The sequence below is a fragment of the Streptomyces chartreusis NRRL 3882 genome, assembly GCF_900236475.1.
Lineage (GTDB): Bacteria > Actinomycetota > Actinomycetes > Streptomycetales > Streptomycetaceae > Streptomyces > Streptomyces chartreusis_D.
In genome coordinates, this window is the sequence record NZ_LT963352.1 from 2266006 (window position 1) to 2279774 (window position 13769).

The window sequence follows — 13769 nt, forward strand, 5'->3', positions numbered from 1 at the left end:
GCGTGGACACCGAAATCACCGAAGGGACCGAGGAGTTCGCCCTCCCCCGGTCGCGGACAGCGAACGAGCGGCTGCACGCCATGGTCCCCGGGGGCGCGCACACCTACGCCAAGGGCGACGACCAGTACCCCGCGGACCTCGCCCCGGTCATCAGCCACGGCCACGGTGCCCATGTGTGGGACGTCGACGGCAACCGTTACATCGAGTACGGCTCCGGCCTGCGGTCGGTCAGCCTCGGCCATGCCCACCCGCGCGTGATCGAGGCGGTGCGGCGGGAACTCGACCGCGGCAGCAACTTCGTCCGGCCGTCCATCGTGGAGGTCGAGGCCGCGGAACGCTTCCTGGCCACGGTGCCGACCGCCGAGATGGTGAAGTTCGCGAAGAACGGCTCCGACGCCACCACCGCCGCCGTCCGCCTCGCCCGCGCCGCCACCGGGCGCCCGCGGGTGGCCCTCTGCGCCGACCATCCGTTCTTCTCCACCGACGACTGGTTCATCGCCACCACGCCGATGTCCGCCGGCATCCCGGCGCCGACCACCGACCTCACCGTGGCGTTCCCCTACGGTGACCTGGCCGCCACGGAGGAACTGCTCACCCGGTACCAGGACGAGATCGCCTGCCTGATCCTCGAACCCGCCACCCACACCGAGCCGCCGCCCGGGTACCTCGCAGGCCTGCGCGAACTGGCCGACCGGCACGGCTGCGTCCTGATCTTCGATGAGATGATCACCGGCTTCCGCTGGTCGGAGGCGGGCGCCCAGGGGCTGTACGGCGTCGTCCCCGACCTCTCCACGTTCGGCAAGGCCCTGGGCAACGGGTTCGCCGTCTCCGCCCTGGCCGGGCGCCGCGAGCTGATGGAGCGGGGCGGGCTGCGTCACCCCGGCGACCGGGTGTTCCTGCTGTCCACCACCCACGGTGCGGAAACGCACTCCCTGGCAGCCGCGATGGCCGTGCAGACCACCTACGTCGAAGAGGGCATCACCGCGCGCTTGCACGCCCTCGGCGAGCGGTTGGCCGCCGGTGTCCGCGACGCCGCGGCGAGCATGGGCGTCGGTGACCACGTCGTCGTCCGGGGCCGGCCCAGCAACCTGGTCTTCGCCACCCTCGACGAGAAGGGGCAGCCGTCGCAGCGGTACCGCACCCTGTTCCTGCGCCGGCTCCTCGGGGGCGGGGTGCTGGCCCCGTCGTTCGTGGTGAGCAGCGCGCTCAGCGACGCCGACATCGATCACACCGTCGACGTGGTGGCCCAGGCATGTGCGGTGTACCGGAAGGCACTGGACGCCGGTGACCCCACACCCTGGCTGGCCGGACGGCCGGTGAAACCGGTATTCCGCCGCACGGCGTGACGTCGGGCGTGACGGGACCTGACGTGACGTGACGTGACGACGTCAGCGACGCTCCCGCCGACCGGCGTCGGCCATCCGGTCGACCAGCCGGTCGGCCATCCGGTCGACCAGCCACGCGGTGGCCGGGACCACCGCCAGCGCGGTGCACCAGCCGCCGAGGACGTCGGTCGGGTAGTGCGCCCCCAGGGCGACCTGCGCCCAGCCCATGGCGGCGCCGGCCACCAGCGCCGCGGCGAACACGAGTGACGTGCCGGCCGTCCTGCCGAGGCCGAGCCGGCCGGTCGCGAGCAGCGCCACCACGAGGGCGAACGCGGTGAGGAAGGCGGTGTGCCCGCTCGGGTAGGACAAGTTGCCGTCGCCGTGGATGGTGCGTCCCACCAGGGACTTGAGCAGCGTCGCCGTTCCCACGGCCACGCCGGCGCCGGCAACGACCAGCACCGCCGCGCGAGGACGCCGAAGCAGCAGGCAGCCCGTCACGGTGACCACGACCAGCGTCGCCGCTCCCACGGGCTCACCCAGGAAGTCCGTGGCCAGAGCGACGTGCCGCCACGACGGCCCCACACCGTCCACCGCCGCCCAGATCCGCGCGTCCACCCCGCCGGGCTCGCTGTCGTCGGCATACCGGACGCCGAGCACGACGACCACCAGCGCGGCGAGAGCCGCCATCAGCCCGAGCCACGGGCGCAGCGATCGGGGCAGCACGGCGGCCGCCGACCGGCCGGTCACACGCCCACCGCGTCCGGCCGGCCTGCGGTAGGTCGCCCTGCCGTTGTCGGCCGTGACCGGTAGCAGGCCCCCTGCTCCAAGGGCCCGCCGATACGGCGTTTCGCACCAAGGGCCAACTGTCCGCCCACCCGCGCTGCACCTCCCCCTCCCGTCGAGGCCGCCGACATGGCCCGGGATCGTCCCCAACGATCCGATCGCGGCACACCACCGTCGGACAGTCCGCGTGGCAACACGCGTCGAGCCTATGCCCATTCCCCTTGCGGGATCAGCGGCAGGTGTAGGCGAAGGACGCTGACCCCGTGTGCCGGCTGGGGGCCGGCTGTTCCGTCGCATCCGACTGTCACCGCCCGGGCCCGCCTCCTCGGCGGGCCCGGTGCCACCCGCTGGCCCGGGATTACCGTGACCGGTCCCGGCGTGCGAGTGGTTTTGCCTCGCCCCCCGGTCCGGGTTCCTTCCGGTGTCCGTGCCTCCCCTTGCCGGATCCGCCATCCCCTGCGGCCCCCGGGTGAGAGCCCACGCCCCCATCCCCGTCGGCTGGGCCGATGCCGCGGTTGTCCGTCCCGCCGTTCCGCTCGCCGATGTCAAGACGCACGTGGCGGCCCTGCTGACGCAACCGGGTCTTCCGAACCGGATGTGGCCGGCCTGCCGGCGGCGACGCACCGTCAGCCCCTCTCATCAGCCCCGTCCCGTTACGGCTTGCTCGCCATGAACTGCTCCGCGGGCTCCTCGTGGACCTCGGTGGTCTGCTCCTGCGGCGCCGACTTGGGTAGCCAGCGCAGGGCGGCCGTTCCGAGGGCGGCGTGCAGAAGGCTCGCCGCGACCACGACGACGTGCAGGCCGGTGACGAACGCGGACTTCGCGTCCTGGATCACCGATGGGAGCAGAGAGGGCAGCGTGAGGGTCTCGTCGAGGGTGGGGGCGAGGTCCGGGCCCTGGAGGCGGAAGAGCAGCGCGGCGAGCGAGCCGAGGATAGCGATGCCGAGGGCGTTGCCGATCTCGTTGCTGGTCTCGGCGATCGCGCCGGCCGAGCCCGCCCGCTCCGCGGGGACCGCGCCGACCGCGGTGTCCGCGACGACGGCGAAGGAGATCCCGTATCCCGTTCCGGCGACCACGGTCGAGGCGATGTACCAGCCGATCCCGCCGGTGACCGTGGTGGGGAGCAGCAGCAACAGGCCGCCCGCGATGGAGAAGTGGCAGATGAGGAGCGCGGCCCGCTTGCCGATGCGTTCGACGACGGCCGGTGTGACGATGCAGGAGACGGTGAGGGCCGCCGCGCCCGGGAGGGCGAGGAGCGCCGCGTGCAGGACGCTCAGGTTCAGTACGGACTGGAGGTAGATGCCGGACAGGTACGCCGCCGCCGACCACGCGGCCAGGGGCAGCAGGCCCGTGATGGCGGCGATGGTGAAGACGCGGTCGCGGAAGAGGGAGAAGTCGATCAGCGGGTTGTCGAGGTGCCGTTGGCGCAGGCCGAAGAAGGTCAGTACGGCGATGCCGACGATCACCGTGGTGATCGGGAGGGCCGAGATCCCGTCGGCGGCCAGGTGCTTGATCCCGTAGATCGTGAGCAGCAGGCCCCCGGCGGAGGTCACGACGCTGAGCGGGTCGACGCGGCCCGTCCCGCCCGACCGGACCTCTCGGAGGAGGACCGGCGCGAACACCAGGAACACGGCGATGACGGGGAGGTTGACGAGGAAGACCGAGCCCCACCAGAACTGGCCGAGGAGGGCGCCGCCGATGACCGGGCCGATGGCGAACCCGGCCGCGAAGGCCGCGGCGAAGATGCCGATGGCCTGGGCCCGGCGCCGGGGGTCGGGGAACAGCTCGCTCAGTACGGCCAGCGCCGAGGGCAGCAGGGTCGCGCCGGCCACGCCCATGAGCGCCCGGCAGGCGATGAGGAGTTCGGGGGTCGGTGCGAACGCGGCCCCGGCGGAGCCGAGTCCGAACACGGTCGCGCCGATCATCAAGAGCTTCAGCCGGCCGTAGCGGTCGCCGAGACTGCCGAAGGCGACCAGCAGGGAGCCGACGGCGAAGCCGTAGCTGTCCAGGATCCACAGCGCCTGGTCGGCGGTGGGCGAGAGGGCCTGGCTGATCCGGGGCATCGCCAGGAACAGGATGGATCCGTCCATGGAGACGAGGAGTACCGGGCCGAGGACCACCGCGAGCCCGAGCCAGGCCCGCAGTCCGGGGGCGTTGTTCGCGTGCTGTCGTGTCATGGCGCCGACACTCAGGCACGGCCGTGGCCGACAGCCATCCCCGTGGCGTGGGTACACCCGACAGGTACACCCACGGAGTGGGCGAGCGCCCTACGCTCGTGTGCATGGAGAGTCTCGGAGCGTTTTTGAAGAGCCGTCGTGACCGGGTCACTCCGGCTGAGATCGGTCTGCTGACCTACGGCACCTCCCGGCGGGTCCCCGGTCTCAGACGGGAAGAGCTCGCCCAGCTCGCGGGAGTGAGCGCGGGGTACTACACGCGTCTGGAGCAGGGGCAGGCCGAGACCGCCTCCGAGCAGGTACTCGACGCGCTCGCCCGGGTGCTCCGGCTCGACCAGGTGGAGACCGTCCATCTGCACAACCTCGCACGGCAGTCGGTGAAGCCCCGTTTGGGCGAACCGCCCCGCGAGGAGCCCCACCCGCGTGTACTGACCCTCCTGGAGTCACTGGGCGAGGCCACGCCCGCGGTGGTGCTCGGCAGGCGCGGCGACGTCCTGGCGTGGAACCGCACCGGGCACGCGCTGATCGCCGAGCACGTCCCCTTTGAGGCGCCACGAAATCCGCAGGAGCGCCCGTCGATCCCCAGGATGTTCTTCCTGGACCCGCACAGCCGCGGCATGTACCGCAACTGGCCGGAGCTCGCCGAGGTCCACGTCGCCTATCTGCGCCTCACCGCCGGCCGCTACCCCACGGACGCCCGGCTTGCCGGGCTGATCGGCGAACTCCTCATGAACAGCGCGGACTTCGGCGCGATGTGGGCGACGGGTGACGTCTCCGACTGCACGACGGGGACCATGCATCTGCAGCACCCCACCGTCGGGGCGGTGAGCGTGGACTACCAGGTGTGGCTCCAGCCCGACAGCCCCGACCACCGCGTCGAGATCTACACCCCCAACGACGCGACCTCCGCGGACGCTTTGCGTCTGCTGAACCAGCAAAGCGGCTGGGGTGACGAGCCGGAGTCGACGACCGTACGGGCCGAGCAGCGCTGAGACCGCCCGCGCTCCTGCTCCTCCTGGGGGACGCCCGCGAGGGCGTCGAGGCAGTCGACGCTCCACCGCGATGCCCCGCGCCCGGAAACGCAGCTCCTCGCGGGCCTGCACGGCCCACTCGGCCCGGCCCGCGCAGCGCCCGGGTCACCCCGTCCAGCGCGCCGAGAGCGGTCGGATCCTCGCCATCCTGTCCGGGCTCCCTTCAAGTCTACGAGTCGGCCGACCAGTTGGTCGCAACAGCCGACGCCGAGGGACTCGACACGTTCGCGGTCAGCGGAGTCAGCCACTGGCACTGAGCGCGTCGTTCGCGCGTACCGACCCCCGCACCGCCGTGGCCGCCTCCATCTCCATCGCCGAGCAGGTCCCGCCAGAACAGCTCCGCGTGCGTCGGCCCCGCCGCGCCGTCTCCCTTGCCCTTCAGCCCCTCTGTCCAGCTCCGCGTCGACCGCGCAGCCACTCTCCGGGACGGAACACGCTGCCGTGACCAGTTGCCCGGTTCGGCGAACTGAAGGACGTGCTCGGCGACGTGGCTTCGCGCCAGAACCTTGCGGGATGTCCCGCTGTTGCCCTTGATCGTGGGCGCACCGCATCGTGCCCGGCAGCCCGCGCGGGACTCCTCGCGACAACATCGGCAGAACAGCCCGTACGGCCGCCGCCCCTGGGGTGACGCCTCATCAGAGCGTCATCCGAGCGTCAAGACGGCTGTCGCCGTCCGGGCCGAGATACTCAAAGACGATCACGTCGATTCGACAGCCACCGCAGGAACGCCAGGTCGGACAGCCTTCGCGAGCCGAAGAGGTGCTCCACACCGTAGAAAGCCGCGGGTCAGGAACCCTTCGTCGCAGGCTCCAGAATCGCCACGCACTCCACATGATGCGTCATCGGAAACAGATCGAACGCCCGCAGCGTCCGCACCCGATACCCGCCGTCCCGGAAGTACCCCAAGTCCCGCGCCAACGCCGCCGGGTCACACGCCACATACGCGATCCGCCGAGCCCCGAGCGAAGCCAGATGTTCCACCGTCTTCCGCCCCGCCCCGGCCCGCGGCGGGTCCAGGACGATGAGGTCGACCTCCGTGATCCCCGTCCGCGGCAGCACGCTCTCGACCTTGCCCTGCTCGATGCGGACGCGGTCGAACTCGGCGAGGTTGTGCCGCGCGTCCTCCACCGCCCGCTTGCCGGACTCGATGCCGAGGACCGCGCCCTGCTCGCCGACCCGGTCGGCGAGGGCGCCCGCGAAGAGGCCGACGCCGCAGTAGAGGTCGAGGGCCATGTCGCCCTTGCGGGGCAGGAGGCCCTGCATGACGGCCGTCACCAGGGTGTCGGCCGCCCGCGGGTGGACCTGCCAGAAGCCGCCGTTGCCCACGCGGTGGGTCCGGCCGTCCGCGCGCTCGCGGACGAAGGGGCGGCCGTGGACGCGGTGGACGCCGCCGGAGCGCTCGTCCACGCGCAGCACCGACACCGGGCGGTCGAGTTCGACCAGCGGGAGGCGCGCGCCCGGCTTCGGCGTGAGGATCACCTGGCGGTCCTGCGAGCCCGTCGCCGCGATCGCCTCGACGGAGTCCATGCCGGTCCAGACCCGCTTCTCGATGCCCAGCTCGCTGACCCCCTCCGCGGCGATCATGCAGTGGTCGATCGGCTCCACCTCGTGGGAGCGGTGCCGGCGCAGGCCCGCGCGGCCGTCGGCCGTGACCGCGTACTGGACGCGGGTGCGCCAGGACGGGACCTGGCCGGCGGGCACCTTGTCGCCCTCGGCGGGCATCACCGTGCCGTCCCAGCCGGCCTCCTCCGGGGTGAGCCCGGCGAGGTGCTGGAGCTGCTCGGCGATGACGTCGGCCTTCAGGCGCCGCTGCGCGCCCGGCTTGGCGTGCTGCCAGTCGCAGCCGCCGCAGCGGCCGGGGCCGGCGAACGGGCAGGGCACGTCGATCCGGTCCTTGGAGGCGTCCAGCACCTGCACCGCGTCCGCGCGCAGGAACCGGGCGCCCTCCTCGCCCTCCGTCACCCTGGCCACGACCCGCTCACCGGGCAGCGCGTGCCGGACGAACAACACCTGGCCCTCCGAGGTACGGGCGATGCAGTGGCCGCCGTGGGCGACGGGGCCGATCTCGACCTCGTACTCCTCTCCCACCAGCGACTTCCTCGGTTCTGCCTGCATGGTGGGGTGACTCCAAAAACGTAAGGGGGAAACGGCCGAAGGGAAACGGCCGGACAACAGCCCACCAGTCTACGTGGGTGCCGCCCGGCCGCTTCACACGAGCCGTCGTCTCACGACTTGTGCTCGGTGGACTCCTTCGACCGCACCTGTGCGGGACCCCGCCGCACCGAACCCGGCGCGTTCCACTCCTGCTGCCTGCGGGCCCGCCGCTTGGCCGCCTCGGAGGACTGGAGCTGGTACGGCACCGAGGTCACCATGATCCCCGGCGTGAACAGCAGCCGGCCCTTCAGCCGCAGGGCGCTCTGGTTGTGCAGCAGATGCTCGTACCAGTGGCCGACGACGTACTCGGGGATGATCACGGACACCGCGTCCCGCGGCGACTCCTTGCGCAGTCCCTTGACGTACTCGATGACCGGCCGCGTGATCTCGCGGTAGGGCGAGTCCAGGACCTTCAGCGGGACGTCGATGCCGCGCCGCTCCCACTCCTCGCGCAGCGCCTTGGTCTCCGCCGGGTCGACGTTGACGCTCAGGGCCTCCAGGCTGTCCGAGCGCATCAGCTTGGCGTAGGCCAGGGCGCGCAGCGTCGGACGGTGGATCTTGGAGATCAGGACGACCGAGTGGATGCGGGACGGCCGTACGCTGTCGTCGCTCGGGCCCTCGGGGGCGGCGATCTCCTCGGCGACCCGGTCGTAGTGCTTACGGATGGCCGTCATCGTCGCGTAGAAGATCACCATGCCGAGCAGGGCGACCCAGGCGCCGTGCGTGAACTTGGTGACGAGGACGACCACCAGCACGAGGCCGGTGAAGAAGGCGCCGAAGGCGTTGATGGCGCGCGAGCGGATCATGTGGCGGCGCTTGGCCTGGTCCTGCTCGGTGGCCAGGAGGCGGTTCCAGTGCCGGACCATGCCGGTCTGGCTGAGCGTGAAGGACACGAACACGCCGACGATGTACAGCTGGATCAGGCGCGTGGAGTCGGCTCCGTAGATCCCCACCAGGAGTCCGGCGGCGCCCGCGAGGAGCACGATGCCGTTGGAGAAGGCGAGGCGGTCGCCGCGGGTGTGCAGCTGGCGCGGCAGGTAGCGGTCCTGGGCGAGGATCGAGCCGAGCAGCGGGAAGCCGTTGTAGGCGGTGTTGGCGGCGAGGAACAGCACCAGCGCGGTGGCCGCGGCCAGGACGACGAACAGGAAGCTGCCCTTGCCGAAGACGGCCTCGGCGACCTGGGAGATCACCGGGTTCTGCACGTAGTCCGCGCCGAGCGGGACGCCGTTGTGGAAGAGGTCGCGGGCCGGGTTCTCGGCCATGCGGACCTTGGTCTCGGCGGCCAGCGCGATGATGCCGCAGAACATGGTGACGGCGAGCAGGCCCATCATCGCGAGCGTGGTCGCGGCGTTCTTGGACTTGGGCTTGCGGAAGGCCGGGACGCCGTTGGAGATCGCCTCGACGCCGGTGAGGGCGGCGCAGCCGGAGGAGAAGGCGCGCAGCAGCAGGAAGACCAGGGCGAAGCCCGCCAGGCCCTGGTGCTCGGGTTTGATGACGTAGTCCGCCGTCGGTGCGCGCATGGTGTCGTCCAGGACCAGACCGCGGAAGGCGCCCCAGGCGATCATGGTGAAGACGCCGGCGACGAAGACGTAGGTCGGGATGGCGAACAGCGAGCCCGACTCCTTCACCCCGCGCAGGTTCATCAGCGTCAGCAGCACGATCACGGCGAGCGCGCAGAGCACCTTGTGTTCGACCACGAACGGGATCGCGGAGCCCAGGTTCTCGATACCGGAGGAGATCGACACCGCGACGGTGAGGACGTAGTCGACGAGGAGCGCGCTCGCGACCGTCAGCCCGGCCCGGGGGCCGAGGTTGGTGTTCGCCACCTCGTAGTCGCCGCCGCCGCTGGGATAGGCGTGCACGTTCTGCCGGTACGACGCCACCACGGTGAACATCAGCACGACGACCGCGACCGCGATCCACGGACTGAAGTGGTACGCCGTCACACCCGCGATCGACAGGACCAGCAGCACCTCCCCCGGCGCGTACGCGACGGAGGACAGCGGGTCGGAGGCGAAGACGGGTAGTGCGATGCGCTTCGGCAGGAGTGTTTCCCCCAGCCGGTCACTGCGCAGTGCGCGCCCGATCAGGATCCGTTTGGGCACGTCGGTCAGTTTGGACACAACAGTGGATCGTAAGCGTTCGATTGCGGGCTCGCCCACCCGCCACCCCTCATCGGCGTTCCGTCTGCTCTCCGAGTGAATTCAGATGCTGCTGCGGCTGAGGATTCGGCAGGTCACCCGGATCCCATGCCTATATGACTAAGCCCTGTCCGTCTCCCGGCCGTTGCCGCCCCTGGAGGTCCCATGCACCCCACCGCAGAACTGATCGGCGCCGCGGCCGCCCTCGTAGCCCTCGGAATCCTCACGCTGGCGAGCGTCCGCAGCATCAGCCGCCGCAAGGACGTGTCGCCGGGGACCCGCTAGAGACAGGGCCGTGGCCGCACCGGAGGAGCCCGTCATCGGATTGCGTCGCTCTGCCCGCTGCTGACGCGCGCCCGCTCCAGCTCCGCCACCCCGGCGCGCAGTTCCTCCCGCCCGATGCTGTCGGCCCGGGTCGACGGGACCGTGCAGGCGTACGCCCCGGCCACTGCGCCGTGCAGGGCGCAGTGGCGGGGCGGGGCGCCGTGCAGCCAGGCGTGGAGGAACGCGGCGGCGAAGGCGTCGCCCGCGCCGTTGGAGTCGACCACCGGTGCCGGCGGCGTGGCGGCGGGTACGTGCGTCAGCTCGCCGTCGGTCAGCAGGTACGCCCCGTCCGCGCCGGCGGTGGCGACGACGGTCCGGGCCCGGCCCCGCTCGGTGATCCGCCGCATGATCCGCTCCGGGTCGGCCAGGGCCGTGCTGGAGAGGAAGACCAGGTCGGCCTGGTGGGCGAAGGGCTCGTGGTAGGGGTCGGCCCCGTCCCAGTCGTGCAGGTCGGTCGAGATCGTGATGCCCGCCTCGCGCAGAACGGGCAGCGCGTGCGCGCACGGCTGGGTGATGACGACATGGGCGTGCCGGCTGCGGGCGGCCAGTGCACGCACCGTCGCCTCGGGCAGCCGGTCCGTGTCGGCGGAGCGCGTGGCGTCGTACAGGGACATCCGCCGGCCGTCGGGTCCGACGAGGTTGACCGCGCGCTTGGTGCCGAGCGGCTGGGGGACGGCGGTGAGCGCGATGCCGCGGTCCTTGTGCAGGGCGCGGACCAGGTCGCCCTCGGGATCGTCGCCCAGCATGTCGACGTGGTGCGTGCGCAGCCCCAGCGCGCTCGCGGCCAGCGCGACGAAGTCCCCGCTCTGGCCCGCGCGCGTCACGATCCCGGGCCGGATCATGTGGCTGTCGGCGAACGGCACGGGCAGCTCGGGCACGTGCACGATCGTGTCCACGCCCGCGCCGCCCAGGACGAGGACGTCGATCTCGCTGCTCATGTCGGATTCCTCCCCCGCCGAGGGCCGCGGGGCCCTCGGCAACCCCCTCGACTTTGCCGATACGTTGGAGTCGGGCAGTCGAACGCGGCACCGGCCCCGGAAGGCATCATGGCGTGATTCCACCGGCATGATGTTGCCCGGCGGCCCGCACTCCGGCCGCGACTGGCGCCTGGCGAGCCGAAAGAGAGACATGAGCAGGACATTGTTGATGGTCAGAGGGCCCGTAGGAAGTACGGTGTGACGCGATGCATATTGTGATCATGGGTTGCGGAAGGGTGGGCTCCGCCCTGGCCCAGAACCTGGAGCAACAGGGCCACACGGTCGCCGTGGTCGACCAGGACCCCACCGCCTTCCGCCGCCTGGGGTCCTCCTTCGGCGGCCGCCGGGTCACCGGGGTCGGCTTCGACCAGGACACCCTGCGCGAGGCGGGCATCGAGGAGGCCGGCGCCTTCGCCGCCGTCTCCAGCGGTGACAACTCCAACATCATCGCCGCGCGTGTGGCCCGTGAGATGTTCGGCATCGAGAACGTCGCCGCCCGCATCTACGACCCCCGCCGCGCCGAGGTCTACCAGCGCCTGGGCATCCCCACCGTCGCGACCGTCCGCTGGACGGCCGACCAGATGCTGCGGCGCCTGCTCCCCTCGGGCGCCGAGCCGCTGTGGCGCGACCCCACCGGCGGCGTCCAGCTCGCCGAGGTGCACACCTCCCCCGCCTGGGTCGGCCACAAGATCAGCCGGATCCAGGAGGAGACCGGCGTGCGCGTGGCGTTCCTGACCCGGCTCGGTGAGGCGATCCTGCCCACCTCGCAGACGGTGCTGCAGGAGGGCGACCTGGTGCACGTGATGATGCGCACCGACGAGGTCGACACGGTCGAGGCGGCGTTCGCCAAGGGTCCCGAAGAGGAGGGCGGTCACTGATGAGGGTCGCCATTGCCGGAGCCGGCGCGGTCGGCCGCTCGATCGCGGGCGAACTGCTGGAGAACGGCCACGAGGTCCTGCTGATCGACAAGGCGCCGACCGCCATCTCGGTCGAACGCGTCCCGCAGGCCGAGTGGCTGCTGGCCGACGCCTGCGAGATCACCTCCCTGGACGAGGCGGCGCTCCAGCGCTGCAACGTCGTCATCGCCGCGACCGGCGACGACAAGGTGAACCTGGTCGTCTCGCTCCTCGCCAAGACGGAGTACGGCGTCCCGCGGGTGGTCGCCCGGGTGAACAACCCGAAGAACGAGTGGCTGTTCAACGAGTCCTGGGGCGTGGACGTCGCCGTCTCGACGCCGCGTCTGATGTCGGCCCTGGTCGAGGAGGCGGTGAGCGTGGGCGACCTGGTCCGCCTGCTCCGCTTCAGCCATGGCGACGCCAACCTGGTCGAGCTGACCCTGCCGGAGGAGTCGGCCCTGGCCGGCACGCAGGTCGGGGACGTCGAGTGGCCGGAGGACACGTCGCTGGTCACGATCATCCGCGGCACCCGCGTCCTGACGCCCTCCCGGGAGGACTCCCTGGAGGCGGGCGACGAACTCCTCTTCGTGGCCGCACAGGCCCGTGAGGAGCAGCTGGAGGACCTGCTGTCGGTACGCCGGGACAGCGCGGCGAGCTGAGCGGGGCCTGCGCGAAGCAAGCGGAAGGGGCGTCCCGGATTTCCGGGACGCCCCTTCTTTCGGCTCTGGAACAGCTTCTACAGCTCAGGAACCGCTCTGGAGCCCTGCAGATCGGGAGGTTCACTGCTCGGCGGACCGAGCGGCAGCTTCCCGTTCCCTCTCCTGCGCGGCCTTCTCCTCCGCCTCCATCTCCGCGAACACATCGATCGGCGCGGGCGCCTTCGCCAGGAAGACCCACGTCAGCCACACGGCGAGCAGGAACGGCGGGATCTTCAGGGCGACCAGGACCCAGCCCAGCTGTGTGGTGTCGGCCCACCAGTACAGCGGGAAGAGGATCGCGCACTTGGCGAGCAGGATCGCGCCCCACGCGTAACTGGCCTTGGCGTACGCCTTCTTGCGGCCGGGGTTCCGCGTGCGCCAGGAGAGGTTCTCCTTGAAGACCGGGCCGAGGATCAGTCCGATCAGCGGGACACCGCACAGGGTGGTGACGATGTAGGCGAGTCCCAGACCCAGCGTGTAGAGCATGCCGGGCAGGTAGAAGTCCTTGGCGTTGCCGGTCATCATCGCGAAGACGACACCGAACGCCACGCCGAAGACACCGCTGAAGGCGTGCTTGACGGTGTCCTTCATCACCAGCCGGACCGCGACCAGCACCAGCGACACGGCCAGCGCCGCGATCGCCGACAGGTGGAGGTCCTTGTTGATCGTGTAGATGGTGACGAACAGCAGGCCGGGCACCACCGTCTCGACCATGCCCCGCACGCCGCCGAAGGCTTCGAACAGGGCGGCCTCGGTCACCGCCCGGGCGTCGTCCGCAGATGTCTCTTCGGTCGGCTTGTCGAGCGACGTCACCGGCTACTCCCGTCCGAGGGGTCTCAGTTCGTACTTGGGATTGAACAGCACCCGGCGGCCCCGGCTCATCGAGATCCGGCCCGATGCGATCAGCTTGCGCCCCGGCTCTATGCCCACGATGGAGCGCCTGCCGAGCCACACCACGTCCAGCGCGGCGGAGCCGTCGAACAGCTCGGCCTCCAGGGCCGGGACTCCGGCGCGCGGTCGCAGGGTGACCGTGCGCAAGGTACCAGTTACCGTCACTATCTGCCGGTCCTGGCAGTCGCCGATCCGGATACAGCCCGTGGTCTCGGTGTCCTCGCGCAGCTCCTCGGACTCCAGGTCCTCCTGTGACGAGGAGAGCCGGTCGAGCATGCGCCGGAACCGGCCCGCAGGCTTCTGCGAACGAGGAACAGCACTCATGTCTAGAGCGTACCGGGGCCTGCTGGAAGCCACGTAGTCCCGGGGCGGGTG

Annotated in this window: 11 protein-coding genes; 4 read left to right on the plus strand and 7 right to left on the minus strand. The window is 71.2% G+C overall.

The genetic code is table 11. The annotated features are described in order from the left end of the window. The first annotated feature begins 2 nt into the window (after positions 1-2). On the plus strand, positions 3-1346 hold the full coding sequence (locus SCNRRL3882_RS09995) for a glutamate-1-semialdehyde 2,1-aminomutase (RefSeq protein WP_010035074.1): 1344 nt from the start codon (positions 3-5) through the stop codon (positions 1344-1346). 42 nt (positions 1347-1388) lie between these two features. Here SCNRRL3882_RS09995 and SCNRRL3882_RS10000 read toward each other — a convergent pair whose 3' ends face one another. Together SCNRRL3882_RS10000 and SCNRRL3882_RS10005 are read right to left on the minus strand one after the other, a co-directional pair. Beyond that, positions 1389-2072 carry a phosphatase PAP2 family protein gene (locus tag SCNRRL3882_RS10000; protein ID WP_010035071.1) on the minus strand — a complete coding sequence of 228 codons (684 nt, stop codon included), beginning with the start codon at positions 2070-2072 and terminating at the stop codon, positions 1389-1391. A gap of 689 nt (positions 2073-2761) precedes the next feature. Next, on the minus strand, positions 2762-4285 hold the full coding sequence (locus SCNRRL3882_RS10005) for an MFS transporter (RefSeq protein WP_010035066.1): 1524 nt from the start codon (positions 4283-4285) through the stop codon (positions 2762-2764). Positions 4286-4389: 104 nt separating this feature from the next. On the opposite strand from SCNRRL3882_RS10005, the gene SCNRRL3882_RS10010 reads away from it, so the two are divergent. Then, the gene (locus SCNRRL3882_RS10010) at positions 4390-5274 is read left to right on the plus strand and encodes a helix-turn-helix transcriptional regulator (protein ID WP_029180834.1); all 885 of its coding nucleotides are present in this window, start codon (positions 4390-4392) and stop codon (positions 5272-5274) included. Positions 5275-6099: 825 nt separating this feature from the next. Here SCNRRL3882_RS10010 and SCNRRL3882_RS10020 read toward each other — a convergent pair. From SCNRRL3882_RS10020 to SCNRRL3882_RS10030, 3 genes are all read right to left on the minus strand, one after another. Next, positions 6100-7428, minus strand: coding sequence for a class I SAM-dependent RNA methyltransferase (locus SCNRRL3882_RS10020; protein WP_040902592.1), 1329 nt, complete (start codon positions 7426-7428; stop codon positions 6100-6102). Between the two features lie 110 nt (positions 7429-7538). Further along, positions 7539-9590: an APC family permease gene (locus SCNRRL3882_RS10025; protein WP_010035059.1), complete on the minus strand. Its 2052-nt coding sequence runs from the start codon at positions 9588-9590 to the stop codon at positions 7539-7541. A gap of 335 nt (positions 9591-9925) precedes the next feature. Further along, positions 9926-10870 (minus strand): adenosine kinase, encoded by a 945-nt coding sequence (locus SCNRRL3882_RS10030; protein ID WP_010035056.1) that lies wholly within the window; start codon positions 10868-10870, stop codon positions 9926-9928. 245 nt (positions 10871-11115) lie between these two features. On the opposite strand from SCNRRL3882_RS10030, the gene SCNRRL3882_RS10035 reads away from it, so the two are divergent. Both SCNRRL3882_RS10035 and SCNRRL3882_RS10040 read left to right on the plus strand, forming a co-directional pair. Next, positions 11116-11787 (plus strand): potassium channel family protein, encoded by a 672-nt coding sequence (locus SCNRRL3882_RS10035; RefSeq protein ID WP_010035054.1) that lies wholly within the window; start codon positions 11116-11118, stop codon positions 11785-11787. Continuing rightward, complete coding sequence (locus SCNRRL3882_RS10040) at positions 11787-12464, plus strand: potassium channel family protein (RefSeq protein ID WP_010035052.1); 678 nt, start codon at positions 11787-11789, stop codon at positions 12462-12464. The genes SCNRRL3882_RS10035 and SCNRRL3882_RS10040 overlap by 1 nt, the downstream gene beginning before the upstream one ends. 120 nt (positions 12465-12584) lie before the next feature. On the opposite strand, the gene SCNRRL3882_RS10045 is transcribed toward SCNRRL3882_RS10040, so the two are convergent. Both SCNRRL3882_RS10045 and SCNRRL3882_RS10050 read right to left on the minus strand, forming a co-directional pair. Then, on the minus strand, positions 12585-13316 hold the full coding sequence (locus tag SCNRRL3882_RS10045; protein ID WP_010035050.1) for a DUF3159 domain-containing protein: 732 nt from the start codon (positions 13314-13316) through the stop codon (positions 12585-12587). Positions 13317-13319: 3 nt separating this feature from the next. After that, on the minus strand, positions 13320-13718 hold the full coding sequence (locus SCNRRL3882_RS10050; protein WP_078602751.1) for an OB-fold nucleic acid binding domain-containing protein: 399 nt from the start codon (positions 13716-13718) through the stop codon (positions 13320-13322). Positions 13719-13769: the final 51 nt, after the last annotated feature.